This window comes from Tundrisphaera macrotermitis, from assembly GCF_051175315.1.
In the GTDB taxonomy this organism is placed as follows: Bacteria; Planctomycetota; Planctomycetia; order Isosphaerales; family Isosphaeraceae; genus Tundrisphaera.
The window spans coordinates 4841556-4865655 of record NZ_CP195100.1 but is presented as its reverse complement, the minus strand read 5'-3'; the positions used below and the strand labels follow the sequence as shown (position 1 = coordinate 4865655).

The following is a 24100-nucleotide window of genomic DNA, read 5'->3' as shown; positions in this document are numbered from 1 at the left end:
GGATCGAAATCGGGCGGGAGGTCGCACGCGCCGGCCATCGGCCCGACTCGATCAAGATCGAGCCGGCCCCCCCTCCCGATCCAGACTTCCCGGACGGCGAGTCTCGGGCATGGTCCGGTTCCGACGATCCTCCCGACTCTATCATGGCCCATCGCCCGCGGGAACGGCAAGCGGCGATCGCCCCTCGCGAATCGCCGGACGATCCGCGAGGGGCGTCGAGGGATATGCCGGGCGATCGCCGGGGATCCTCAACCTTACTTCCCGCCGCCCTCCTTCACGTCCACGACGCCGACGTCGATGTACTGGCCGCCGGTCGTCTGGTGGCAGTGGACGGCGATCACGTTCTGGCCCGGCTTGAGCGTGGCGCGGGCCTTGGGGTTGATCGGCACGAGGTCATAATCGGTGGTGAAGCCCGAGAGCCGGGCGGCGGGGACGCCGTTGATGGTGATCTCGGCGTCCTCGTCGTGGAAGCAGGAGAGTTGGAGGTCGGCGAACGAGCCCTCGGGCATCGTGAACTCGCGGCGGATCCAGATGTCCGGCGTGTTCCACTCGGTCCGCAGGGCGCCCGCCGTGCCCGGGGTCGACCGGGTGCCGAAGCCCCCTTCGGCCTTGGCCCAACCCGAGTCGTCGAAGCCGGGATCGGCCCAGCCCTCGGCCGGCTTGCGGGTCGTCATCCGCCAGGACGCGGCCTGGTCCCGGGCGGTGGGGACGACCGCCGTGAGGGCGGGCGGCCTGGGCAACGGGGCCCAGTCGGAGGCCCTGGCCTTGTCGCGGGACGCCCACTTCTTCCAGGTCGACGGGTCGGCGAGCATCTTGATGAACACGCCGCCGACCACCGACCGCGCCTGGAAGCCGGACTGCTTCGCGTCCTGGGTGTCGTACCAGTCGCACATCGGCACGCGGGTCGGCGTCTCGTCCAGGAACCGATACACCGGCGCGATCAGGGCCTCGAAGTCGGCCGGGTCGTCGGCCATGGTGGCGGTCCAGACGATCCAGTCGAGCTTGGTGTAGGTCTTGCGGCTGTCGAGCGGCAGGCCGTAGGCGTTCTGATTCCGGAGATAGAACGCGATCTCCGACCGGAACACCTCGGCCGGGAACAGGTTGAAGCCGAGCAGGCGGTCCCAGACCAGGTTGTACTTCTGGCTCCAAGAGCCGGGGCGGTCGAACGCCAGGCGGGTGTGGTCGCCCTCGGTCGCCTCCTGGACCCAGCGTTTGGCCAGAGCGGCGGCCACGGCGCGGTAGCGGGCCCCCTCCTCTTTCTCCCCCTTGAGGTCGCACAGGTAGCCGAAGGAAGCGATGCCCATGATCGCCTTGGCGGAGAGGTTGACGTTGTGCGCCAGGTGGCCGGCGAAGTCGTCGGTGCAGAGCTGGTTCTCGGGGTCGAACCCCTTGGCCTCCAGGTACTTGGCCCAGTTGCTCAGCGTCGGCCAGTAGGAGGCGGCGAAGTCGGCGTTCCCCTCCACCTTGGCGATGGCCGCCAGCAGGATCAGGACGTTGCCGGTCTCCTCGACGGGCATCTGGTCGTCCTCGCTCCGCTCGCCGCCGCCGTAGACCTGGCCGTTGGCCAGCGGATAGGTGCCGATGTCGTGCGGGGCGAACGGGAACTTCCAGCGGTCCGAGGCAGCATAGCCCAGGACGGTCGCCAGCGACGCCTTGGCCAATGTCGGGCTGAGCAGGAGGAAGATCGGGTCGGTCGGGTAGGTGATGTCCACCGTGGCGATGCAGCCGTTGCTGAAATTCTCCTTGGAGAACAGCAGGGGCTGGCCGTTGGCGTCCGCGACGAGCTTGTGGGCGGCCAATGACTGGCGATAGGCCAGCCCGGCGATCGCGGCGTACCTGGCCCCGCCCGCCTTCGCGAGGTCGGCCATCAGCTCGTCATCGAACGCGACGCAGCGCTTGAGCAGCGATTCGTATTCGGCCTCGCCCTGCTTCAGGAGTTGGGCGGCATCGGCGCCGTTGCGCCGCCAGTAGGGGCGGAGCTTCTTGCCGAAGAAGCTGATCGAGTATTCGTCGTCGTAGGCCACGATCAGGTGGCGATTCGCCGGACGATCGGCCGCGACGGTGCCGAGGTCGAACGCGAACGCCAGGGTCGGCACGCCCTCCCGGACCGCTTGCGATTGGGTCTGCCTGGGGCGCTTCTGCATGCCCGGACCCGAGACCAATGCATCGGCGAGTTGCTGCTCCATCCCGATCGAGGAGATGCTCCCCTCGCCCTTCGCGGCGACGTAGGCATGGCCCCAGTCGATCCGGAGGTCGTCCCCCTTGCGGCGGAGCACGGGCTGGTCCTCGGTCCCGACCTTGAGCACGGTCAGGTCTCCTACCGTCTCGCGGCTCCAGATCACCTTCTGGTCGGGGGTGTCGACCGCCAGCTCGGAGCTGGCCCCGAAGTAGACCCTGGCCGCGTGGCCCTTGCCGTCGCGGGAGGCCACATCCCAGGTCACGTAGGTCAGGGGCCGGGACAGGACGTCCAGGTCGTCGGGCAGCGCGGCGGTCATGAACGTGAGGGTGACGCCGACGCCGGCCCCTTCGAACGTGTAGATCGTCCGGGTCGGCAGGACCTTCACCGAGGTCTGTTCCAGGGGCGGGACCGCCTTCGGCTCGTTCCCCATCAGGCGATACGGCTTGCCGTCGACCCGGATGGAGCTGGAGAGCGCCTGCCTCTTCCCGGTCCAGTGCCGGGTCGGGGCGTCGGTCAGCCGGTTGGCGTTCGACCAGACGCTGAAGTACGGGTCGCAGGCGATCAGGGGCACGGCGGGCGGGCGCAGTTCGCGATCGGCGGCCGGCGCGGGGGCCGCGCCGGCGAGCCCGAAGGCGATCGCGGAGCCGGCGATGAGGGTCAGTCCACGGAGCATCGATCTTCCCCAGGATGTCTGCCGATCGTCGGTCGGGCGCGGGCGGCGGCGGCCTCGCCCGGGGCTCGGCGACGGATCGGTCGTCGGAGATGATCCGGGCGGGGCCTCACCCGCGCCGGCGTGACGAATAGTCTCCAAGGATCATAACCAACGCGTCGCCCCGGCGGATAGATGACCGAACCTTACGAATCCGCCGATCCGTCGATCTCGCCCAGCCCGGCGACGACCTCGGGCCGCGACGGCCGGGCGACCTGGCGGACGACCATTCCGTCGCGGAGGAAGACCAGGGTCGGCCACAGGGTCACGCGGAACGACCGGCCGAGCGGCCGGCCGGGCCCGTCTTCTACCTTGATGTGGCGGACGTCGGGGTGGGCCTCCAGGGCCTTCGCCAGTTGGGGGGCCAGCTGTCGGCAGTGGCCGCACCAGGTCGCGCCGAATTCCAGCAGGACCGGGCCGGCCATGGCATCGACCTCGGCGCGGGTCGGGGTGCCCGCGAGGTCGGGATCGGGGCGGGACATCGTCGGTCATCCCTCCGGGGGGTATGGGGTCGAAATCGAAGCGATCGGGTCGATCCATCGGCAGGAATGATGCCGGCCGCTCGGCGGCATTCGGGCTTCAGATCCCATCCCGGCCGCCCGATGAGATGAGAAGAGGCGCGGCGATCCCCCGCGGACGCCGAAACCTCGCTTGACGTGCGCGGCGTCTGCCCTACTCTAGGAGTTGGGGCATCCCTCTCCCTTCCCCGGGCTCCGAACGTGCGAACCGCCTTCACCCTCTTCCTGACCGGCCTGATCCTGGCCTGCCCCTTCCTGTGCGGGGCGGCCGAGGCGGTGGGGGGTGCGCACGAGCATCACGGCACGGGCCAGCCCGGGGCGCCGGCCCCGGCCCATTGCCCCGAGGACGCGGATAGCTGCGTCTGCCGGGGGGCCGTCCCGAACGGCGACGTCCGGGTCCCGGGCATCGACGCCATCGGCCTGCCGCTGCCCCTGGGGGTGCTCGCGGGGCTGATGGCCCACGGCCCGTCCCACGCGCCGTCCCACCTCACCCGGGACGGCACCCCCGCCGGCCTGGCCGCCTGGGGGAGCCCATCGGCCGTGAGGGCATTCCTCCAGAATTTCCGCTGCTGAGTCGGGCCCGTCCGCAACGAGGCACCGAGGCCGGACGCCCCTGCGCGCCCGCGCCCCGTCGCCTCCCGGCCCCCTCCCCGGCCGGCCCGACAACCGCGTGATTCCGCCATCGCCACGACTCCTCGGGGACTTTCCCGGGCGAGAGGGCGGATGGTCCGTGGTCCACTGGCACGCAGCGGGAACAATCCGATGAAGCGCACGCTGATCGTCTCGTCCGTGATCCTCCTGGCCGTCGCGGCCGGGGGGCTGGGCCTCTCCAAGGTCCGCCCCGACCTGATGCCCGCGTGGGCCCGCCTGGGGTCCGCCCCCGAGGCCACGCCCGATGACACCGGCCTCTACTGCAAGGAGCACGGCGTCCCCGAGAAGTTCTGCACCCTCTGCCACGAGGAACTCAAGGAGAAGCTGCTGCTCTGCAAGGAGCACGGCGACCTCCCCGAGGACATCTGCACGCTCTGCCACCCGGAGGTGGAGAAGAAGAACAACATCGAGATGTGCCCCAAGGGGCACGGCCTGCCGAAGCATTTTTGCCCGGAATGCGGCACCGGACCCTCCGCCGCGCTGGCCGAGCCGGACGACGGCTGGTGCTCGGCCCACGGCAAGCCCGAGGCCCTGTGCCGGGAGTGCCTCCAGGCCGCGTCGGAGGGCAAGACGCTCCCGATCTTCAAGGTCGGGACGGAGAAGGCCTGCCGCAAGCCGCTGGCGACCGTCCGGCTCGCCTCCGGGCTGCTCGCCGACAAGATCGGCATCCAGGTCGCGGCCGTCGCCGAGGACATCCACGCCCACCAGCTGATCGCCAACGCGGAAACCGCCTACGACGCCAACCACTTCGCCGACATCACGCCCCGCGTCTCGGGCTACATCCGCGAGGTCAGGGCCGACCTGGGGAAGCCCGTCAAGCAGGGGGAGCTGCTCGCCGTGGTCGACTCGTCCGAGGTGAGCGGGGCCAAGGCCCAGTACCTGACCGCCGAGGCCTCGCTGAAGCTGGCCCGGGCGACCGCCGACCGGATGCAGTCGCTGTTCCAGAGCGGCGCCGTGGCGGGCAAGGCGGAACTGGAGGTCATGACGGCCCTGAACCAGGCCCAGGCCGGCATGATGGACGCCGAGCAGAAGCTCCGCAACCTCGGCTTCGGCGACGCCGAACTCCTGGAGATCCAGAAGACCAAGGACATCAAGAACCTCCTGAACATCGTCGCGCCGATCGACGGGACCGTGGTCGCCCGCCACGCCGTCCGGGGGGAGGCCGTCCAATCGACGACCCAGCTTTTCGCGGTCGCCGACACCTCGCGCATGTGGGTCTGGGTCGACGTCTACGAGGCCGACATCCAGAAGGTGAAGCCGGGCCAGGCGGTGAGCTTCGCCATATCGGGCGGGAACCCCGACGATGGGTTCGCCACCACCGGCCAGGTGACCTGGATCGGCGCCGAGGTCAACGAGCAGACCCGGACCAGCCGGATCCGGGCCGAGGTCGCCAACCCCAACGGGAAGCTCCGGGCCAACCAGTTCGGCGAGGCCACCATCCAGGTCGGCTCCGAGCACACCGCCCTGGTCGTCCCGAAGGAGGCCGTCCAGCGCAAGGACGGGGTGGACGTCGTCTTCCTCCCCGAGGGCAACGGGGTCTATCGCCCCCAGCGGGTGACCACCAGCCCCATCGACCGGGCCGACATGCTCGAAGTCACCTGGGGCCTGAAGGCCGGGCAAAAAGTCGTCAGCCAGGGGGCGTTCCTCCTCAAGACGGAGATCATGAAGGGCGCCATCGGGGCGGGTTGCTGCGAATAAAGGAGCCCGGCCCGCGATGCTCAACGCCCTCATCCAGTCCAGCCTGCGCAATCGGTTCGTCGTCTTCCTGCTCGCCGGGATCCTGGTCGCCCTGGGCGTCCGGGCCGCCCTGCGGCTGCCGCTCGACGCCTTCCCGGACACGACCCCGGTGCAGGTCCAGATCAACACGGTCGCCCCCGAACTCGCCCCCGAGGAGGTCGAGCGGCAGATCACCTTCCCGATCGAGCAGGCCCTCGGCGGCCTGAAGGGGCTCGAAGAGGTCCGCTCGATCTCGAAGTTCGGGCTCTCCCAGGTCGTCGCCCTGTTCGAGGACGGCACCGACATCTACTTCGCCCGCCAGCAGATCAACGAACGCCTCGGCGAGGCCCAACTGCCGGAAGGGGCCGGTCGCCCGACCATGGGGCCGGTCGCCACCGGGCTGGGCGAGGTCTACCACTACTTCCTGTCCAGCCGGGTCTACGACCTCGCCGAACTCCGGTCTCTGGAAGACTGGGTGGTCCGGCCCCGCCTCCGGCGCGTGCCGGGCGTGGCCGAGGTCAACTCCTGGGGCGGCCTGGCCAAGCAGTTCGAGGTCCGCGCCGAGCCGACCAAGCTGGCCAAGTACCGGCTGACCCTGGACGAGGTGACCCTCGCGCTCCGCGAGAACAACAAGAACGTCGGCGGCGGCTACGTCGTCCGCGCCGGCGAGTCGAGCCTGATCCAGGGGGTCGGCCGGGCCCGGACCCTGGACGAGATCGGCAAGATCGTCGTCACCGCCCGCGACGGCGTGCCGATCCGGATCAAGGACGTGGCCGAGGTCGGCGTCGGCCACATGATCCGACGGGGCGGCGTGACCGCCAACGGCCGGGGGGAGGTCGTCCTCGGCCTCGCCTTCATGCGGATGGGCGAGAACTCGCGCGACGTGACGATGGCCCTGGACCGGGCGATGCAGGAGGTGAAGGCATCCCTCCCGGCCGGCGTGGACGTGACCGTGGCCTATGAGCGGACCCACCTCGTCGACCAGGTGCTCCACACCGTCCGGCGGAACCTGTTCGAGGGGGCCGTGCTGGTCATCGCGGTCCTGTTCGCCTTCCTGGGCAACTTCCGGGCGGGGCTGATCGTGGCCTCGGCCATCCCTCTGTCGATGCTGTTCGCCGTCACGATGATGGAGCGGGTCGGCATCGCCGGGAGCCTGATGAGCCTGGGGGCGATCGACTTCGGGCTGGTCGTCGACAGCTCGGTGGTGATGGTCGAGAACTGCGTCCGCCACCTCGCCCACGACCGGACGGGGCGGAGCAAGGTCGACATCATCCGGGATGCGGCCGTCGAGGTCCGCAAGCCGACGATGTTCGGCGAGCTGATCATCATGATCGTGTACCTGCCGATCCTCACCCTCCAGGGGGTCGAGGGGAAGCTGTTCCGTCCGATGGCGTTGACGGTCATCTTCGCCCTGGCCGGCTCGATGGTCCTGTCGCTGACCCTCATGCCCGCGCTCGCGTCGCTGGGGCTCGGCCGGAGGCCGTCCGAGAAGGAGACCCTGGTCGATCGGCTGGCCCACCGGCTGTTCCAGCCGCTCCTGCACCTCGGGCTCCGGTTCCCGAAGGCGACGCTCGGATTCGTCGGCGTGATCACGGTCGCGACGACGATCCTGGGGACCACGCTCGGCTCGGAGTTCGTGCCCCGGCTGAACGAGGGGGCCATCGTGATCAACACCATCCGGCTGGCCAGCGTGAGCCTGGAGGAGTCGATCGCCTACGGCACCCGGATCGAGGCCATCCTCAAGGGGGAGTTCCCCGACGAGATCGACCAGATCTGGACCCGGACCGGCACCGCCGAGGTGGCCACCGACCCGATGGGCTTCGAGGTCTCCGACGTGTACATCACCCTCAAGCCCCGCGAGGCCTGGAAAAGGGCGAAGACCCAGGACGGGCTCGTCGCCGCGATGGCCGAGATCACCGAGACCCTGCCCGGCATGCGGGCCGTCTACAGCCAGCCGATCGAACTCCGCATCAACGAGATGGTCGCCGGCATCCGTGCCGACCTCGGCATCAAGCTGTTCGGCGAAGACCTGGAGATCCTGAAGGCCAAGGCCGCCGAGATCGAGCGGGTCGTCAAGGGGATCCGGGGTGCGGTCGACGTCTCGACCGAGCAGATCACCGGATTGCCCGTGCTCCGGATCGAGGTCGACCGCGAGGCCCTGTCGCGCTACGGCGTGCCGGCCCGCCACGTCCTCGACACCATCACCGAGGCCGGCGGCATCAACGTCGGGGAGATCCAGGAGCCCGGCCGGCGGTTCCCCCTGGTGGTCCGGCTCCCCGAGTCCTACCGCGACGACCCCCGGGCCCTGGAACGGATCCTGATCCCGACCGCGACCGGCCAGCGCCTGCCCCTCACCAAGCTCGCCCGGCTGGCCGAGGCCGAGGGCCCTTCCACCATCCAGCGCGAGTGGGGCCGGCGGCGGATCGTGGTCCAGGCCAACATCCGGGGCCGCGACATCGGCTCGTTCGTCGAGGAGGCCCAGGAACGTGTCGCCTCGGGGGTGAAGCTCGAACCCGGCTACACGATCGGCTGGGGCGGCCAGTTCGAGAACATGCAAAGGGCCGAGCGCCGGCTCCTCATCGTCGTCCCCCTCGCCCTGGCATTGATCCTGAGCCTGCTCTACCTCACATTCCACTCGATCCGGGACGCCCTGATGATCTTCAGCGGCGTCCTGTTCGCGCGGGTAGGCGGTGTGTTCGGCCTCTGGGTGATGGGCCTGCCCTTCACGATCTCGGCCGGCGTCGGCTTCGTCGCCCTGGCCGGGGCGTCGATGCTCGAAGGGCTGATCCTGGTCTCGGCGATCCGCGACCGCATCGCGCACGGCATGGAGAAACGCGAGGCCATCGAGTCGGCCCGCCTGGCGCGTCTCCGTCCGGTGCTGATGACCGGCACGGTCGCCGCCCTCGGGTTCCTGCCGATGATGCTCTCCACCGGCATCGGCGCCGAGGTCCAGCGTCCCCTGGCCACGGTCGTCTTCTTCGGCATGGCGTGCGACACCTTCCTCACCATGCTCGCCCTGCCCGTCCTCTACCTGCTGTTCGGGGAAGGGCCGGACGAGTTGACGGCGTCGCCCGACCCGGGGGCCGTCCTCACATAAGCGAGGGCGAACAGGACGCCCAGGGCCATGTCGAACGACGCGGGGACGAGCATCGCCCCGGCATCCGGCCCTGGGCGGAAGCGACCTCGGATTCCTTTCACATGCGAGCGTTTCTCTCCCGTGTTGACGAGGATCTTCGGCTCGACGAAGATCGACACTTCCGACACTCGTCGGAAGTGTCACGGGCGTATATCCCCCGAAAACCTCAAGATATCATCCGCTGGTTCAAGACTTACGTCGAATCGAATGGGAAACGGGTGAAGTAGCGGTGAGATGCGACAATCGATCCCGAGGTAGATCCCATGCGAATGCCGCGAGTCTCGCTCACCGTTGCGATGCTCTGGATCATGTTGGTCGCCGTCAATCTGGGCGCCTACAAGTTCTTGTCGAGTCAGATCGGCACGGAATTCGCCAAGTCATCGATTAATACCGCATGGGTTATGATCAACTTCTTGTCAGTCCTCGGCTACCGCCGCGCGACGACTCCCGGCGGGCTAGGCCCGTTTTCGGTCGGATTCCTGTACGGCGGCCTGATTGGGCTTTTGGCCCAAGTGGGCTGGATGCTCGCCTTCCCCTCGGCTCAATCTTACGCCTTCAGATGGACCGGCGAACATCTGGCCGACTACAGTTCCAGGCATCTCCCCGGGGCGAAAGGACTCATGATAAATGGGGAAGTCTATCTCCCCTACTTGCCGGCCCGCATCTTCGTCCTGGCCCTGATCTTCTCCTTCCCGCAACTCGTCCTGGCCCTGATCGGCGGGGTCGTTTCCAAGCTGATAACACGCCGAAAGCAAGCAGTCGTAGGCTGGGTCGAGACCCAGCAAACGCCTTGAAGCTGGGTCTCGACCCAGCCTACGACTCCTCTTACAGGTGAATATCCTCCTGAATTCATTAGAGTTTTGCCCACCGGTTCAAGACTTACGTCACATCGAATGTAGAACGAATGAAGTCGCGACGGGAGTTGACAATCGGCGAACTACACAGGCGGTTCAAGAGCCGCCGAGGAAAAGCCATGCATCAGCACTCATGGTTATCGTCCGTACACATCGGACTTCGCTTAACTTTAGGGTTACTGCTTGTAGCAACGATGATTATCGCCACTCGCTTCGGATGGCTCACCCCACACTTCCAGTTGCCCGGAAATCTTCGGCTAGGGATCGTGATCGTTACAGCCGCCTCCTTGACCTCTCTCACGGCTTCATTCGCCAAGCGATTAACAACGGGCGAACTGGTCGTCGTTTTTGCCATCTTCACACTCATCGGACTGCTAATGATCCCCGCCGTGAACGGGCACACTGGAAAGCCAGGCTCGCACGACCTTCTCTGGTGAAGGTTGGCACGGATGGTTTATGAACGAGACTTGCCAGTCGGCCGGTTGGAACGGCGGAAGTTGCGACGAGGCATTCCAAAGGGTCTGACATCCATTGGCCCAATCCCGCCGGAATCCTTTCCAGTGAAGGGTGCACGATGCGACGCTTCTCGACCCGGTCGCTGATGGGCCTCATCCTCGCCGTGGCGATGGCCTGCCTCGCCACCCGCAGGGCCGGCGACCTCGGGCTAGGCAGGCTCCTGATGATCAAGCCCTTGGCCGATGTGCTTCTCACGGCCACGACGCTGCTTCTCGCCCTCGCCATCATCGGCGGCCTTTTCGGGAAGGATGCCCCGCGGGCCGGGAGATTGGGCTTCGTCGCATTCGGCGGCGGCTACTTCGCGCTCGCTTTCCTGGTGCTCACCGAGGCCGGCCTGGCCCGGCTGCCGACTTCCCGACTCCTGCTCTACGCCCATCAGCAAGCGGCCCCGACGCGAACGGTGAAATCCACCGTCAGCTACTACGTGCCGGCGAGGGCGAATCGGGGGAATTCCTTCCTGAACCCAGAACCGCCAGGGCTGCGGACGAGGACGGTCATCAAGACTGTCCCGAACCCCTCCTCGCCATTGTGGGGAAGCCTCCTACCCGGGGCAGCCGACCACGAGTCATTCCGCGTGGTCGGCCATTGCCTGTTCGCCCTGGCGGCCGGGTGGGCGGGGGCGATCGCATCGCGGCGAATCTGGGCGAGGCCGGGGAGTCGGTCATCACCGCCCACCTGGATCGGCGATCTCGACCAGGCGACCACGGCGCAACCCTCTCCTCGGTTCGCACCTCGATGAATCCCTCCGTGCGCCAGCGGCGAAGTATCGCCACGCTCGTCCCCTCGCCACTTGAGGACCCGGCATGAAGTTGCCTCACGTGCGGTTCACTGTGCGGCGGATGATGGTCGCCGTGGCGATGGCTAGCGTGGTGTTCGCCCTGGCTGCGTCCCTGCTCAGGCGTTCCTCGGAGTTCCGACGTCGGGCCACCCTCCATAGGCTCGCCTATGCGAAAATCCATCCGAATACGGGAGCGTTCCCGGACTTGTACTTATCAGACAAGGAACTTCATCACATCGACCTGGCTACCAAGTACGAGCGGGCCGCCCGCTACCCTTGGCTGCCCATCGAGCCCGACCCGCCCGAGCCGAAATAGATGGAGCGTCTCGCCGATGGGTGAGATTTGCCAATCGAACCATTGGATCGCTTGAGGTTGCGGCCGGGTGGCCGTGGGGAGACCTGACCGATCACCCTCAGATTCGAGGAGCCGTCTTCAAATAGGCGATCGCGAACAGGATGCCCAGGGCCATGTCGAACGACACGGGGATGAGCATCGCCCCCGCCATGCGGCCCTGGACGTACAGGATCAGCGACGGGAGGGAGAACGACGCCTTCTCCAGCACGCTCACCAGCATCAAAGGGCGATACCGGGCCGGGTCGCGGGCGATGGCCAGGAAGGCCACCTGCCAGACGACCGCCAGCCCGAGGAACCCGTAATAATATTCGGGATGGGTGATCGCGGGCGGTTGGTCGCGGCCGACCCGCCCTTCCAGGAAATACATCGGGATCAGCCCGATCAGGCCGGTGATGGCGGCCACTCGATAGACGATGCGGGCGAATCGCATGGCAGAGGTTCCGATCTCGGGCGTCAGTTGACCTCGGTCTCGTCGGCGGTCGGCGCGATCCGGGGCCGGCGGCCGGGCTCGCCGCCGTCCTCGCCGGCCAGGTCGAAGTACTGTCCCAGGGTGGCCTGGACCTTGTCCAGCCGGTCCTTGCAGATCTGGTACGCCTTCATGGCCGTCTCGACCCGGGGGACCAGCCGGTCGATGTCCGGCTCCTTCTGGCCGGACAGCCAGTCGGCGGTCTCGCGGAGGATTTTGTAGTTCTTGTTGAAGCTGGCCCCGTCCAGTTCGTCGCTCATCCGGCATCCCTTTCCTGAAAGTCCGGGTTGGTCACGGGCATGGCCCCGTCCCGGAACTGGATCGTGAAGGCGCGATGCGTCCGCGCCTGGTCGCGCCCGGTGATCGGCCGATCGGAGCCGTCGCGGGCCAGGGCGAACCCCCGCAGGAGCGTCGCCCGGGGACCGAGCCCGACCACGATCCGCGCCAGGTTCGCCACCGCCTCCCGCGCCTCCTCGGCGCGGGATCGCGACTCCTCGGCGATCGCATCCCGATCGCGTTCCAACGCCTCGGCCGCATGCTCGACGGCCCGCTTCGCGTCGCATTCGAGCCGCCCGTGCTGGTGGTCGACATCCCGGCGGGCGGCCTCGGAGGCATTGCGGGCCCGGATCGCCACGGCGTCGGCCACCCGGGCGATCGCCGACCGGAGGGCCTCGACCCGGATCTGCGAGCGGTGGGCGATCGACTCGAAGGCGCGGAGGGCGAGCCCCTCGGCCCGGTCGCGGGCGTCGCCGGCCTGCTCGATCAGGCGGGATCGGCCGAGGTCGAGCGTGGTCGCGGCCTCGCGCACCAGCGATCGCGCCGACGCCCGGGCCGCGTCGCGGAGGGCCCGCGATTCGTCCCCGGCCCGGCGGGCCATCTGCACGGCCCCCGCCTCGACCCGGCCCGCCTGGGCGTCGATCGCCCCGCGCTCGTGGGCCAGGATCCGGGCCACCTCGGTTTCGATCCGCCCGGCCGCCGCCAATGCGGCGAAGGCGTTGTCGCGGATCGAATGCGAGATGTGCAGGGCGACCTTGGACGGGGTGTCGAACCGGCGGTGCGCGACCTCGTCCAGAATCGTCCCGTCGCGCTCGTGGCCGATGCCGGTCAGCACCGGGATCGGCGCCTGGCAGACCAGGCGGGCCAGCTCCAGGTCGTTGAGCCAGGCGAGGTCGGTGGCCGATCCCCCGCCCCGGATCACGACGAGGGCGTCATAGGGGTTGCGGCGATGCCCGGCCAATGCCTCGTTGATCGCCGTGCGGATCGACGACGGGGCGCCGGGGCCCTGAAACGTCGCGCCATGATAGGCGAACAGGCACAGCCCAGCCGCCTGGAGCCGGTCGGTCTCGCGGCGGAAGTCGCCCAATCCGGCCGATGTCTCCGGACTGATGACCGCCACCCGGACGTACTCGACGGGCGGGGCCAGCGCCCGGTTCAGGCCGATCAGCCGCTCGTCGGCCAGCCGGCGGCGGATCCGCGCCAGCTTGGCCGCCAGGTCGCCCAGGGTGTAGGAGGGGTCGACGTCCTCGATGATCAGGTCGAGCCCGAACAGGGGCTCGAACCGGACCCGGGCCAGGCAGAGGATCTTGATGTCCGGCTTCAGACCCTCGCCGGTCGCCCGCTCGAACTTCTCGGCCACGCCCGCCGCGCGGGTCTTCCAGAGGATCCCCTTGGCGTTGGCCAGGGCGTCGCCGCGCTCGTCGCGCTCGGTGAGGGTCAGGTAGACGTGGCCGTTCTTGCTCCTCAGCTCGGAGATCTCGGCCCGGACCCAGGCCGCCGCCGGCATCCCCCGGTCGATGACCCGCTTGACCCCGGCCAGCAGCTCCGACAGCCCGACCCCCTTCTCGCCCGCCTCGGCCTCCTCCGGCACCTCGGCCTCGGCCTTGGCGGATTCGGCCGCGGCGAAACCGGGGGGCATCCAGCGGCGGAAGTCTTCGAGGTCGGTCCCGGGCGGGGCGTACCAGGTCCGCCGGGCCCCGTCCCACCGGGCCCCCAGGGCCTTGGCGTCGTCCTTCTGGGCGAACGGGACGTGGAGATCGATGCGGGTTTCGATGGGCATCCGGCCGGGTCCCTGGCTCGATCGGCGATTCTCGACCGGCCCGTCCTGGGCCGAGGCCGCCACTCAATCACACCCGGCCCGGCCCGTCAACGCGATTTCCTGGACAGGATGACAGGTCGGCGGCCGCGGCCCCTGGGCGATTATGGCATTCGATGCCATAAGAAGCACCACACTCCAGTCGGAGCGTGGGCCGGTTGATTAAAGCCATCCCGGCCGTTGAAAAACGACATCATCCGTCCCTCCATCCACGCGGCCAACGTAGAAAACCTGAGCGTCGAGGGCCGGCCACGGCCCGGGTCGCCGCGCGGCGATCCCCGCACGCGTCCCATCGCATCCCGATCGCCGGAGGATCGCCGTCAGATCCTCGGCCTCCGCCAAGGATGGGCCATCCTCAGGGGTTTCAGACTCGATGAAGCGGATTTTCTCCCGGGTCCTCGCATCGGCCATCATCGCCGCCTCGCTCCAGTCCCACGCCTCCGCCGACTTCCTCCACGACTACAACCTCGTCGTCACCGGCACCCTGACCACGGGGTCCGAGGTGGAAGGCCGGGCCATCGTCAACAACGTCAACGTGGCCAACGCGTCGAACTTCGCCTTCAAGCTCCCGGCCAACTCCCCGGGCTATGGGCTCGTCGTCGGCGGGACGATCACGGGCAACCTGAACCCGAACGACCTGAAGGTCCAGGGCGGCAACGCCCTGCTGAGCGCCAACCCCAACAACGTGTTCGGGATCTCCGGCGGCGGTTCGATCGGGATCAACGCCGCGACCGCATCGGGGCTGGTCAGCCAGGCCGCGGCCGAGATCGCCAACTATTCGTCCTACTATGCCGGCCTGAGCACCAACAGCACGGTGACGCTGGCCCCGAACAACCAGCCCGGGCCGGTGATCTTCAACGCCGTGGCCGGCGCCAACAACGTGGCCGTCTTCAGCGTCGACGCCTCGCTGTTCAGCAGCCAGCTCTCGCAGAGCTACAAGCTCATCGCCAACAACGCCACGACCTTCGTGATCAACGTCCTGGGCACGACCGTGAACTTCAACCAGGGCAACTTCCTGGACGGGTTCAAGGAGAATCGCTCCAACATCATCTTCAACTTCGCGTCGGCCACCAACATCACCGCCTCGCAGAACTTCTACGGGGCCGTCCTGGCGCCGAAGGCGACGCTGACCAGCTTCAACACCCAGGAGGGCTCGCTGTTCGTGAAGAACTTCACGCAGACGACGGAAGTCCACCTCCCGAACTTCACCGGGCAGCCGTTCTCCCAGGCCGTCCCCGAGCCCGCCTCGATCGCGATGGTGGGGGTGGGCGTCCTCGGCCTCTTGGGCTATGCCCGGCGGCGGGCGCCGAAGGCCGCCTGATCGCCCCGGACGCCGTTCGACCGGCCGCCCACGCCGCCCCGGAGCGAGCCTCCGGGGCGGCCTTGCGCGCCGGGAAGGCCGGCCGAGGATCGGGGACCCGCGGCGGCCGGCGGGGCGGAATCCGCGGGGCGTCCCCCACCGGCGGAAACGTGACCTAGGCTCGTGTGTGCGAGACACTCACGATGGGTGAGGGGTGGTGCTCGAAGATGAGCCGCCGGGTGCCGGGTGCCGTGTCCAACCCGACCGCCGCGGATCGATCCTGGCCGAGTGCCGGGGAGGCCGCGGATTCTGCACGATCGACCTTGGGCCGGGCCGACGTGCCACCCCTCGGGATCCATCATGGGCCGTCGGACATTGACCTACGACGAGCTACTCGGATGCGGACACGCCGATGGTCATACCGACCCAGACCGCCTCGATTCGACCCGCCGAGGCCGGCATCGCCCGGGCCGTTCCCGGGGACGCCCTGCCCGGCGCCGTAGCCTCGTACGCGATCCAGGCGCCGTACGCCCTGGGGGGATCGCCGGAGGCGGCCGACGAGGCCCGCCGCCGGAGCGAGGACATCCTCAGGACGATCGTCGACAGCTCCAAGGCGATCGTCTATCTCAAGGATCCGCAGGGCCGCTACCGGCTCATCAATCGGCGGTGGGCCGAGCTCTTCGGGGTGACGAAGGAGTCGATCGTGGGGCTGACCGATCACGACATCTTCCCCGCCGAGGTCGCCGACGCCTTCCGGGACAACGACATCAGGATCCTGCGGGGAGGCCGCCCCGTCGAACTCGAGGAGGTCGCCCCGCATCCCGACGGGATCCACACCTACATCTCGGTCAAGGTCCCGTTGATCGGCCCCGACGGGATCCCCTACGCGCTCTGCGGGATCTCCACCGACATCACGGAACGCAAGAGGATGGAAGAGGCACTTCGCCTGGGCGAGGAGCTGTTCCGGGGGGCCTTCGAGGCCTCCGCCATCGGCATGGCCCTGGCCGACCCCGGGGGCCGCTGGGCGCGGGTCAACTCGGCCCTCTGCGAGATCCTCGGCTACACCGAGGAGGAGCTCCTGGACCTGACCTTCCAGTCGATCACCCACCCCGACGACCGCGAGGCCGACATCTCGCTGATGGGGAGGACCCTAACCGGCGAGATCGGCTCGTTCCAGAGGGAGAAGCGCCTGCTCCGCAAGGGGGGCGAGATCGTCTGGGCCCGGATCAGCGTCTCGGCGGCGCGCGACCTGGCCGGCCGGCCGGCCCACTTCGTCGCCCAGATCGAGGACGTCACGCCCCGAAAGCGGGCCGAGGCCCGGGCCGCCGCCCTCCACGCCGAGTTGCAGGAGGCCTACGATGAGACGATCGCCGGCTGGGCCCGGGCGCTGGACCTGCGCGACCACGAGACCGAGGGGCACAGCCGACGCGTCACCGACCTGACCCTCCGCCTGGCCATGGCCATCGGCATGCCGGAATCCGAGCTGGTCCACGTGCGCCGCGGGGCGCTGCTCCACGACATCGGCAAGATGGGGATCCCCGACTCCATCCTCCTGAAGCAGGGGGGCCTGTCCGAGGACGAATGGGAGGTCATGCGCTGGCATCCCGACCTCGCCGCCATGATGCTCGCGCCCATCAAGTTCCTCCGACCCGCGCTGGACATCCCCCGCTACCACCACGAGAGGTGGGACGGCACGGGCTATCCGCGAGGGATGGCCGGGGAGGAGATCCCGCTGGCGGCCCGGGTGTTCGCTGTTGTGGACATCTGGGACGCCCTGACCCACGACCGCCCGTATCGCGCCGCCTGGAGCGTCGCCCGCACCCGGGAGCACCTCCGCTCCCTGGCCGGGACGCACCTGGACCCGGCCATCGTCCCGGTCTTCCTGGCCCTGATCGCGGACGACATGCCGGAGGAGGAGCCGCCGGCCGCCGCCCCGACCCCGCCGGACGGGCCGGAATCCCGGCCCCCGGCCCTCCTCCCCGACCCGGTGCTGGACCCCGCCCGCCTGGCGGCCCTCCGGGGCACGGGCCTGCTGGATAGCCAGGTCGAGCACGCGTTCGAGCGGCTGGTGCACCTGGCCAGCAAGGTCCTCCGGGCCCCGGTGGCCCTGGTGTCGCTGGTCGACGACCGCCGCCAGTTCTTCAAGAGCAGCTGCGGGCTGCCGGAGCCCTGGTCGTCCGCCCGCCAGACCCCCCTGTCGCACTCGATCTGCCGGGAGGTCGTCCGATCGTCGGCCCCCCTGGTGATCCCCGACACCCGGGTCGACCCCCGGGTCAGCGGCAACCTCGCGATCTCCGAATTGGGCGTCCTCGCCTACGCCGGGGTGCCCCTGGCGACCTCCGACGGGAACGTGCTCGGCTCGTTCTGCGTGATCGACTTCACCCCCCGGCAGTGGTCGGAAGTCGACCTGGAGATCCTCGACGCCCTGGCCGCCTCGGTCATGACCGAGATCGAACATCGCATGGACCTCGCCGCCCGCCTGATGGTCGAGGAGGAGCTGCGCCGGAGCCAGCGGCTGGTCGCCGAGCAGCTCCGCATCGCCACCGGGCTGAACCGGGAGCTGGAGGAACAGCGCCGCGAGCTGTCCCTCGCCAACGACCGCCTGGCCGAGGTCGCCGCGACCGACGGCCTGACCGGGCTGAAGAACCGGCACCACTTCGACAACGCCCTCCCCGCGGTCCATGCCAACTCCTCGGCGCGGGGGGAGCCCCTGTCGGTCCTCCTGGCCGACGTCGACCAGTTCAAGCAATACAACGACGCCTTCGGACACCCCGCCGGCGACCGGGTCCTCCGGGCCGTCGCCTCGACCATCGTCGGGGAGTTGCGCCACGGCGACCTGGCGGCGCGCTACGGCGGCGAGGAGTTCGTGATCCTGCTGCCGGGGACCGGGGCGGGCGGCGCGATGGAGGTGGCCGAGCGGATCCGCCGGGCGGTGAAGTCCCAGCCCTGGCCCTATCGCCCGGTCACGGTCAGCCTCGGCGTGGCGACCTCGGGCGTCGCCGGGGATGATCCCTGGTCCCTCGTGGATCGGGCCGACGAGGCGCTGTACCACTCCAAGAGGATGGGGCGAGACCGGACCACCCAGCACCGCCCCGGCCCGGAAGCGGGCCCACCTCCGCCCGACCCGTCGGCCCTTCTCCCCGCCGTCGGCCCCCCCTCCCCCGGCCGCCCCGACGGCCTGGATCCGGCACCGTTCGGCCAGTTCGGGGCGGCATGACGCGGCGCGGCGCGAGGCCAACCGGCGAATTCACGCCGGCCCTCCTGGGACGGAGGCCCGGCGCGGGGTACGATGGGGCGCCCGGGCATCCCGACGCTCCAGGTCCCCCGCGAGTCCGAAGGGTTGAGCCACGACTCCCGACCACAGCCGGCCCAGGAAACGACCACCCCGGACGCGCCGGCATCGGCGGGGCTCGCGTCGCCGGCGTCCCCGGCCCCGCCCCCCAGCGGGCGGGAATGGGGTCGCGCCGCCGGACTGGCCGCCGGCCTCCTGGCCTGCGCCGCGGCGGCATGGTGGGCCTGGCCCCGGGCCGTCGAGTGGTTCTCCACCGTCAGGACCGACGATGCCTACGTGGATGGCCACGTCACCCTCGTCGCCCCCCGGGTGGCCGGGCAGGTCACGCGGGTGCTGGTGGACAACAACGCCCGGGTCCGGAAGGGTGACCTCCTGATCGAGCTGGACCGCGAGCCGTACCGGGAGCAGGTCGAGCTGAAGCGGGCCGGCGTGGAGACGGCCGAGGCCGACCTGGCGGCGGCCGAGAGCCGAGTCCGGGGGGACCTCGCCCTGGCCCGGGCCCAGCGCTGGAAGCTCCAGATGGCCATCGAGGGAGTGAACAACCAGGTGGCCTCCCTCCGCTCCGACGTGGCCGCCCTCCGGAGCAAGGAGGCATCGCGCGACCTCGCCCGGATCGGGCTCGCCCGCACCGAGGAGCTGCTCCGGAGGAACGCGGCCTCCCGCGAGGAGTTCGACCAGGCCACCAGCGCGTCCAGGGTGGCCGAGGCCCAGGTCCGCCAGGCGGCCGAGGAGGTGCGCGTCGCCCGCGCCTCGCTCGGGCTCCCGCCCGACCCGCCCTCCGGCGACCCGGCCGAGGTCCCGGCCGACCTCGACCAGACCTTCTCCGGGGTCCGCCAGGCGCTGGCCGACCTGATCCAGACCATCGCCAAGGTCGGCCTCCCCCTGGCCGGCGGCGAGGCCACGCCGTCCCAGTTCCTGGCCGAGTTCCGCAAGCAGGACGCGGCCGGGGACGTCGACCGGATCTTCGCCCGGATCGTGCCCGACGCCCCGGCCGTCCGGCAGGCCCGCGCCGGGCTCGCCCGGGCCCGCCGCGAGCTGGCCCTGGCCGAGCTGGACCTGGGCTACTGCGAGGTCCGGGCCGAGATCGACGGGGTGGTCGCCGGCCGGGCGGTCAACCCCGGCAACCACGTCGTGGCCGGCCAGCAGACGATGGCCGTCCGGTCGCTCGTCGAGGTTTGGGTGGACTGCCACTTCAAGGAGACCCAGCTGGACGCCATCCGGATCGGCCACCCCGTGGACCTCCGGGTCGACGCCTACCCGGGCCGGGTGTTCCGGGGCCGGGTGAGCGGGTTCGCGCCCGGGACCGGCGCGGCCCTGGCGGTCCTGCCCGCCGAGAACGCCACCGGGAACTTCGTCAAGGTGGTCCAGCGGCTGACCGTCCGGGTGGACCTCGCCGAACCGAACTCGCCGGAGGCCCCGCTCGCCGCCGGGCTGTCCGTGGTGCCGGCGGTCCGGGTGCGGGAGACCCCCACCGGGCCCGACGCCGGGGCCCGGCTCCAGTCGGGCCGGGATCGATGACCCCTCCGGCCGGGGGCGGGCCGGACCGGAGGGGGATGGCGGCCGTGCTCGCCCTGGCCGGGATGACGCTCCTGGCGGTGGTCTCCGTGAGCCTGCCGGTCGCCTCCACCCGCCACGTGGCCGGCGGGGTCGGCGCGGCCCGGCGCGATGCGATCTGGGTGGTCAACGCGTACCTGGCGGCCAGCGTCGTCGCGGCCCCCCTGGCCTCCCGCCTGGCCGACCGGGTCGGCCGACGGGGGGCGTGCCTCGGGTGCATCGCCGGGTTCATCCTGGCCACGGCCCTGTGCGGGATGGCCAACTCCCTGGGCTCGCTGATCGCCGCGCGGCTGCTCCAGGGGCTGCTCGGCGGCATCCTCGTGCCGCTGGCCCAGGCGAGCCTGGCGGACCTGGCGAGGCCGGGGCGGCCGAACCCCGCGGCCGCCTTCAGCATCGCCCTGCTGATCGGCCCGGCGTTCGGCCCGGCGATCGGCGGGTGGCTGACCGACGCCTCCTCCTGGCGCGTGATGTTCCTGGCCGGCGTCCCGGTCGGCGTGCTCGCCCTGGCGGTGTGCTCCCGCTGGCTGCCGGACGACGCCCCCGGGCGCCCGGCCCCCGGCCGGTTCGACGGGATCGCCGCGGCCCTGCTGGTCGCCGGGCTGGCCTGCCTGGAGGTCGTCCTGGTCCAGGGGCAGGCCTGGGACTGGTCCGACTCCCCGGCGGTGCTCGCCCTGTCGGCCGGCGCCGCGGCGGCGCTCGGGGTGTTCGCGGCCCGGTCCCTGCGGGCCCCCGACCCGCTCCTCCGGCTCGACCTCCTGCGCGACCGGCACTTCCTCGCCTGCGTCGCCCTGGGGGCCGCGACCACGGGCATCTACATCGGGTCGCTGAGCGTGATCTCCCGGATGGTCGTCGGGCTGATGGGCTACGCCGCGGGGAACGTCGCGGAGCTGGCCGCGCCGGCCGCCCTCGCCCTGCTCGTGCTGGTCCCGGCGCTGGCGGCCTCGGCCGGGGGGGTGGGCGGCCGGCTGATGCCCGCCGCCGGGCTCGCGACGATCGCCGGGGGCGCCCTGTGGCTCTCCTCCGCCAACCTCCTGATCGCGCCGGACCAGGTGCTCTGGCCCCGGGCGGTGATCGTCGTCGGGATGACCCTGACCCTGAGCGCGGTGAACGCCGCCGCCCTCCGCGGGATCGACCCCGGGCGGCGGGCCGACGCCGCGTCGGTCTACAACTTCTTCCGCAACCTGGGCGGGAGTTTCGGGGTCTGCCTGGTCGCCGTGGCCGGCGAGCGGGGCCTCCAATCGCGCCTGAGCCGGCTGACCGAGGCCCACCTCGGCGTCCTGGACCCGGCCGTGGTCGACCTGCTCCGGCGCACGGCCGCCCGGCTCCTCCCCGGGCCGGCGGCGGGCGACCCGGTCGCCGCCCGGACGCTCGCCCTGAAGTCGCTGGACGACCTCCGGCAGCGGCAGGCGCAGTCGCTCGCCGACTTCGACACCCTCCTGATGTGCGGCGTCGCCGCCGCGGCGCTGATCCCGCTCGTCCTGCTCCTGGACCGGCGGCGGTCCGCCCCCGACCCGGCCTGACCGATCAGCCGAAAATCAGGCCGGAGGCGATCATCATCCCGAGTTCCGCGAGCCACATCCCGCCCACCAGGCGGCCTCGCCAGTCGATCGGCCGCCCCAGGGTGCCGACATAGGCCCCCAGGACCGCCCCCGGCACCACGATTTCCAGCGTGCCGTGAAGCCCCGAGCAGAGCCCGGCCCGCCGGGAGATCGGCGGCGCGATCATGACATAACTCGCGGCCATGGAACCCCCGACCAGGAAGGCGACGGCGACCAGGATCGACCCGGCCGGCCAGGGGCGGCGCCACCGCTCATCCAAAAGCACCAGCCCCGCCATCCCGATCGTGGCGGCCACGCAGGCCCAGATCCACGCATTCTGGAGGCGGCGATAGCCCCCGAGCATCGCCAGGTACCAGGCCGGCCGCCCGGGGAACCGGAAGCCCTCGCCCGGCATCGTGAACGGCCCCAACTGCTCATCGGCCCACCGCACCAGGACCACGCCCAGCGCGAACGACGTCAGCAGGATCGCGAACTCGGCCCGGCGGCGGGGGGTCATGAGCACAACTCCACCAGCCGATCGAGCCACTGGGCCCCGAGGAGCATCAGCATCGGGGCGATCCAGAACACGCCCAGCAACCGGCCGGCACGATCGACCCACGAAGGCTCGGCGTCCCAATCCCCGGAAAGATGGAGGGCGAGCCAGGCTCCCATCACGGCCCAGCTCGCCCGGGCGGTGACGCTCCCCCAGATCTGCTCGAATCCCGACTCAGAATGAAAACTCGGGCGATGGAAGATCGTGGCGACCCGGGCGACCCCCACCAGCACCGCGAGCATCACCGCCAGGCAGGCGACGAAGCCGGGCTGGGACCGGATCCGCCCCGGCCGGGGCGGCCGGAGCCGCAGGACGATCAACGCCGCCATCACGGGCACGACGAAGCAGGAGCCCGGCCCGCGCACCCAGGCATGCACCCGCCAGGCCCCCCACGGGTCGGGGATCAGGGTCGGGACGATCGCGAGTTGGCGATAATGGCCGGGGAGGTAGGCGCGAAGCATTAGCGCCCCCAGCGCCGCGGCCGGAACCAGGATCATCCCATCGGCGATGGTGAAGCGGCGGGGGGGCATGGCCGGTCCTCGACGGGTGTCGGGCAGGGCCAGCCTAGCACCCCGCCCGGGCCGACTCAAGGCACCCGGCCCGGAAGGCGGCGGGGGATCATCCGGGACAAATCGGCGACTTTCCGGGGAAAATCGCCGCACCCGGCCAGAAAGTGTGATGAAGGCCCCTCGAAATTCAGATTATGTCGGGCGACGGCCCCGGCTTCCGGCGTCGTCCGCCACCATCGACGATCACCGAGGAGCCCGAGCCATGCCCTGCAGCCCCGCCCGCCTGGCAGCGAACGTGCGCAACGCGAGCCGGAGCACCGGCCCCCGGTCGCCGGCCGGGAAGGCGGCCTCGTCCAGGAACTCTCTCAAGCATGGGATGACCGGGGCCGGCGTCGTCCTCCCCCCCGGCGAGGCCGAGGAGGTCGACGCCCTGTCGGCGGAGTTCGAGGCCGAGCTGAAGCCCTCGGGCGCGATGGGGCGGATGCTGCTCCGCCGGGTTGCCGTCCTGTCCCGGCGCCTCGAACGGTGCGAGCGGCACGATGAGGCGGCCACCGCCCGGCGGGTCCGCGACGCCGGCAAGGCCCGCGACGACGCCCGCCGCGCCGAGGTCGACGCCATCGCCGCGACCCTGGACGCCGACCCGACCCGCGCCATCCCGCGCCTCCTGGAGTTGCCCGAGGGGGTCGACTGGGTGATCTCCGCCTGGCTCCGGATCCGCGGCGACCTCTCCCTGCCCCGCCGGGTGCGCTGGACCGAGGCGCACGTCGACCGGGTCGAACACCTGCTCGGGCGCTTCGTCGGGATGCACCCGCCCACCCCGTTCGGCCCGCTGGCCCGCGCGGCGGGGGGCGACTTCTCGGGGCTGACCGACGATCAGGGCGCCGGCCTGGATCGGAAGGATCGCAAGGCGTGGGCGCGGGCGGAACTGGCCCTGCTGATCGACGCCGAGGTCCAGGCCCTCGGCGAACTCCGCGCGATCGTGGACGACGAAAACGAAGCCAACGACCGCGCCGAGGCGTCCGAGCGGGCCCTGTTCGACGCGTCGAAAGAGGGGCAGCTCGCCCGCCGGTACGAGGCCGCCGCCGAGCGCGGGCTGTTCCGGGCGCTCCGCGAGTTCCACGAGGTCGAGAAGCAGGCCGCCGCCGATGGGGCACCGGCCCCCGCCCCGACCCGGGAGCCGCGTCCCCGGGCCGCGTCCCCCTCCCCGACCCTCCTGCGCGAGGAGCCCGTCTCGAAGCCGAAGCCGTCGGCGCCGCGTCCTTTCGAAACGAACCCAACGACCGGGGCCCCGATGCCCGCCGTCGCCGCTCCAGGCATGGCGATGGCCTGGGGAGGTGCCCGGGGACCGGCCTGAACCCCGAGGCCCGGGCCCCGAACGGGCCGG

18 protein-coding genes are annotated in these 24100 nt (G+C 70.5%); 11 read left to right on the top strand and 7 right to left on the bottom strand.

The window, feature by feature from the left end; all coding sequences use genetic code 11:
- Nucleotides 1-254: 254 nt before the first annotated feature.
- Nucleotides 255-2852, bottom strand: a complete 2598-nt coding sequence (locus tag TA3x_RS19650) for a glutaminase domain-containing protein (RefSeq protein WP_435016365.1) — start codon at nucleotides 2850-2852, stop codon at nucleotides 255-257.
- A gap of 182 nt (nucleotides 2853-3034) precedes the next feature.
- Nucleotides 3035-3370: a thioredoxin family protein gene (locus TA3x_RS19645; RefSeq protein ID WP_435016364.1), complete on the bottom strand. Its 336-nt coding sequence runs from the start codon at nucleotides 3368-3370 to the stop codon at nucleotides 3035-3037.
- A gap of 237 nt (nucleotides 3371-3607) precedes the next feature.
- On the opposite strand from TA3x_RS19645, the gene TA3x_RS19640 reads away from it, so the two are divergent.
- The 6 genes from TA3x_RS19640 (at nucleotide 3608) to TA3x_RS19615 (ending at nucleotide 11373) form a co-directional block, all read left to right on the top strand.
- Nucleotides 3608-3979 carry a hypothetical protein gene (locus TA3x_RS19640; RefSeq protein ID WP_435016363.1) on the top strand — a complete coding sequence of 124 codons (372 nt, stop codon included), beginning with the start codon at nucleotides 3608-3610 and terminating at the stop codon, nucleotides 3977-3979.
- Between the two features lie 189 nt (nucleotides 3980-4168).
- A complete protein-coding gene (locus tag TA3x_RS19635; protein ID WP_435016362.1) occupies nucleotides 4169-5755 on the top strand; it encodes an efflux RND transporter periplasmic adaptor subunit in 1587 nt (528 codons plus the stop codon).
- 16 nt (nucleotides 5756-5771) lie between these two features.
- A complete protein-coding gene (locus tag TA3x_RS19630) occupies nucleotides 5772-8870 on the top strand; it encodes an efflux RND transporter permease subunit (RefSeq protein WP_435016361.1) in 3099 nt (1032 codons plus the stop codon).
- Nucleotides 8871-9172: 302 nt separating this feature from the next.
- Nucleotides 9173-9703, top strand: a complete 531-nt coding sequence (locus TA3x_RS19625) for a hypothetical protein (RefSeq protein WP_435016360.1) — start codon at nucleotides 9173-9175, stop codon at nucleotides 9701-9703.
- Nucleotides 9704-10337: 634 nt separating this feature from the next.
- Nucleotides 10338-11018: a hypothetical protein gene (locus TA3x_RS19620; protein ID WP_435016359.1), complete on the top strand. Its 681-nt coding sequence runs from the start codon at nucleotides 10338-10340 to the stop codon at nucleotides 11016-11018.
- 64 nt (nucleotides 11019-11082) lie between these two features.
- Nucleotides 11083-11373 carry a hypothetical protein gene (locus TA3x_RS19615; protein WP_435016358.1) on the top strand — a complete coding sequence of 97 codons (291 nt, stop codon included), beginning with the start codon at nucleotides 11083-11085 and terminating at the stop codon, nucleotides 11371-11373.
- A gap of 97 nt (nucleotides 11374-11470) precedes the next feature.
- Here the strand turns inward: TA3x_RS19615 and TA3x_RS19610 are convergent, their stop codons facing one another.
- Genes TA3x_RS19610 through xseA form a run of 3 tightly spaced genes read right to left on the bottom strand, consistent with a single transcriptional unit; the run spans nucleotide 11471 to nucleotide 13934 of the window.
- A complete protein-coding gene (locus tag TA3x_RS19610; protein WP_435016357.1) occupies nucleotides 11471-11842 on the bottom strand; it encodes a hypothetical protein in 372 nt (123 codons plus the stop codon).
- A 23-nt stretch (nucleotides 11843-11865) separates the two neighbouring features.
- Complete coding sequence (gene xseB, locus TA3x_RS19605; protein WP_435016356.1) at nucleotides 11866-12138, bottom strand: exodeoxyribonuclease VII small subunit; 273 nt, start codon at nucleotides 12136-12138, stop codon at nucleotides 11866-11868.
- The gene (xseA, locus tag TA3x_RS19600; RefSeq protein WP_435016355.1) at nucleotides 12135-13934 is read right to left on the bottom strand and encodes an exodeoxyribonuclease VII large subunit; all 1800 of its coding nucleotides are present in this window, start codon (nucleotides 13932-13934) and stop codon (nucleotides 12135-12137) included. Before xseA ends, xseB begins: the two co-directional genes overlap by 4 nt.
- Before the next feature lie 409 nt (nucleotides 13935-14343).
- On the opposite strand from xseA, the gene TA3x_RS19595 reads away from it, so the two are divergent.
- From TA3x_RS19595 to TA3x_RS19580, 4 genes are all read left to right on the top strand, one after another.
- Nucleotides 14344-15291 (top strand): choice-of-anchor A family protein, encoded by a 948-nt coding sequence (locus TA3x_RS19595; RefSeq protein WP_435016354.1) that lies wholly within the window; start codon nucleotides 14344-14346, stop codon nucleotides 15289-15291.
- A gap of 391 nt (nucleotides 15292-15682) precedes the next feature.
- Nucleotides 15683-18487: a PAS domain S-box protein gene (locus TA3x_RS19590; RefSeq protein ID WP_435016353.1), complete on the top strand. Its 2805-nt coding sequence runs from the start codon at nucleotides 15683-15685 to the stop codon at nucleotides 18485-18487.
- 72 nt (nucleotides 18488-18559) lie between these two features.
- Nucleotides 18560-20080: an efflux RND transporter periplasmic adaptor subunit gene (locus tag TA3x_RS19585; RefSeq protein ID WP_435016352.1), complete on the top strand. Its 1521-nt coding sequence runs from the start codon at nucleotides 18560-18562 to the stop codon at nucleotides 20078-20080.
- A complete protein-coding gene (locus TA3x_RS19580; RefSeq protein ID WP_435016351.1) occupies nucleotides 20077-21636 on the top strand; it encodes an MFS transporter in 1560 nt (519 codons plus the stop codon). Before TA3x_RS19585 ends, TA3x_RS19580 begins: the two co-directional genes overlap by 4 nt.
- A 4-nt stretch (nucleotides 21637-21640) precedes the next feature.
- Here the strand turns inward: TA3x_RS19580 and TA3x_RS19575 are convergent, their stop codons facing one another.
- Nucleotides 21641-22171 carry a hypothetical protein gene (locus TA3x_RS19575; protein WP_435016350.1) on the bottom strand — a complete coding sequence of 177 codons (531 nt, stop codon included), beginning with the start codon at nucleotides 22169-22171 and terminating at the stop codon, nucleotides 21641-21643.
- A complete protein-coding gene (locus TA3x_RS19570; RefSeq protein ID WP_435016349.1) occupies nucleotides 22168-22737 on the bottom strand; it encodes a hypothetical protein in 570 nt (189 codons plus the stop codon). Before TA3x_RS19570 ends, TA3x_RS19575 begins: the two co-directional genes overlap by 4 nt.
- Before the next feature lie 241 nt (nucleotides 22738-22978).
- On the opposite strand from TA3x_RS19570, the gene TA3x_RS19565 reads away from it, so the two are divergent.
- A complete protein-coding gene (locus TA3x_RS19565; RefSeq protein ID WP_435016348.1) occupies nucleotides 22979-24070 on the top strand; it encodes a hypothetical protein in 1092 nt (363 codons plus the stop codon).
- The last annotated feature ends 30 nt before the right edge of the window (nucleotides 24071-24100 follow it).

What these genes read in the sequence shown, in the direction of transcription:
- TA3x_RS19650 (WP_435016365.1), bottom strand. Translation starts at nt 2,852, where the DNA reads ATGCTCCGTGGACTGACCCTCATCGCCGGCTCCGCGATCGCCTTCGGG.
- xseB (WP_435016356.1), bottom strand. Translation starts at nt 12,138, where the DNA reads ATGAGCGACGAACTGGACGGGGCCAGCTTCAACAAGAACTACAAAATC.
- TA3x_RS19615 (WP_435016358.1), top strand. Translation starts at nt 11,083, where the DNA reads ATGAAGTTGCCTCACGTGCGGTTCACTGTGCGGCGGATGATGGTCGCC.
- TA3x_RS19570 (WP_435016349.1), bottom strand. Translation starts at nt 22,737, where the DNA reads ATGCCCCCCCGCCGCTTCACCATCGCCGATGGGATGATCCTGGTTCCG.
- TA3x_RS19630 (WP_435016361.1), top strand. Translation starts at nt 5,772, where the DNA reads ATGCTCAACGCCCTCATCCAGTCCAGCCTGCGCAATCGGTTCGTCGTC.
- TA3x_RS19565 (WP_435016348.1), top strand. Translation starts at nt 22,979, where the DNA reads ATGCCCTGCAGCCCCGCCCGCCTGGCAGCGAACGTGCGCAACGCGAGC.
- xseA (WP_435016355.1), bottom strand. Translation starts at nt 13,934, where the DNA reads ATGCCCATCGAAACCCGCATCGATCTCCACGTCCCGTTCGCCCAGAAG.
- TA3x_RS19595 (WP_435016354.1), top strand. Translation starts at nt 14,344, where the DNA reads ATGAAGCGGATTTTCTCCCGGGTCCTCGCATCGGCCATCATCGCCGCC.
- TA3x_RS19610 (WP_435016357.1), bottom strand. Translation starts at nt 11,842, where the DNA reads ATGCGATTCGCCCGCATCGTCTATCGAGTGGCCGCCATCACCGGCCTG.
- TA3x_RS19580 (WP_435016351.1), top strand. Translation starts at nt 20,077, where the DNA reads ATGACCCCTCCGGCCGGGGGCGGGCCGGACCGGAGGGGGATGGCGGCC.
- TA3x_RS19585 (WP_435016352.1), top strand. Translation starts at nt 18,560, where the DNA reads ATGGGGCGCCCGGGCATCCCGACGCTCCAGGTCCCCCGCGAGTCCGAA.
- TA3x_RS19635 (WP_435016362.1), top strand. Translation starts at nt 4,169, where the DNA reads ATGAAGCGCACGCTGATCGTCTCGTCCGTGATCCTCCTGGCCGTCGCG.
- TA3x_RS19625 (WP_435016360.1), top strand. Translation starts at nt 9,173, where the DNA reads ATGCGAATGCCGCGAGTCTCGCTCACCGTTGCGATGCTCTGGATCATG.
- TA3x_RS19645 (WP_435016364.1), bottom strand. Translation starts at nt 3,370, where the DNA reads ATGTCCCGCCCCGATCCCGACCTCGCGGGCACCCCGACCCGCGCCGAG.
- TA3x_RS19590 (WP_435016353.1), top strand. Translation starts at nt 15,683, where the DNA reads ATGGTCATACCGACCCAGACCGCCTCGATTCGACCCGCCGAGGCCGGC.
- TA3x_RS19575 (WP_435016350.1), bottom strand. Translation starts at nt 22,171, where the DNA reads ATGACCCCCCGCCGCCGGGCCGAGTTCGCGATCCTGCTGACGTCGTTC.
- TA3x_RS19620 (WP_435016359.1), top strand. Translation starts at nt 10,338, where the DNA reads ATGCGACGCTTCTCGACCCGGTCGCTGATGGGCCTCATCCTCGCCGTG.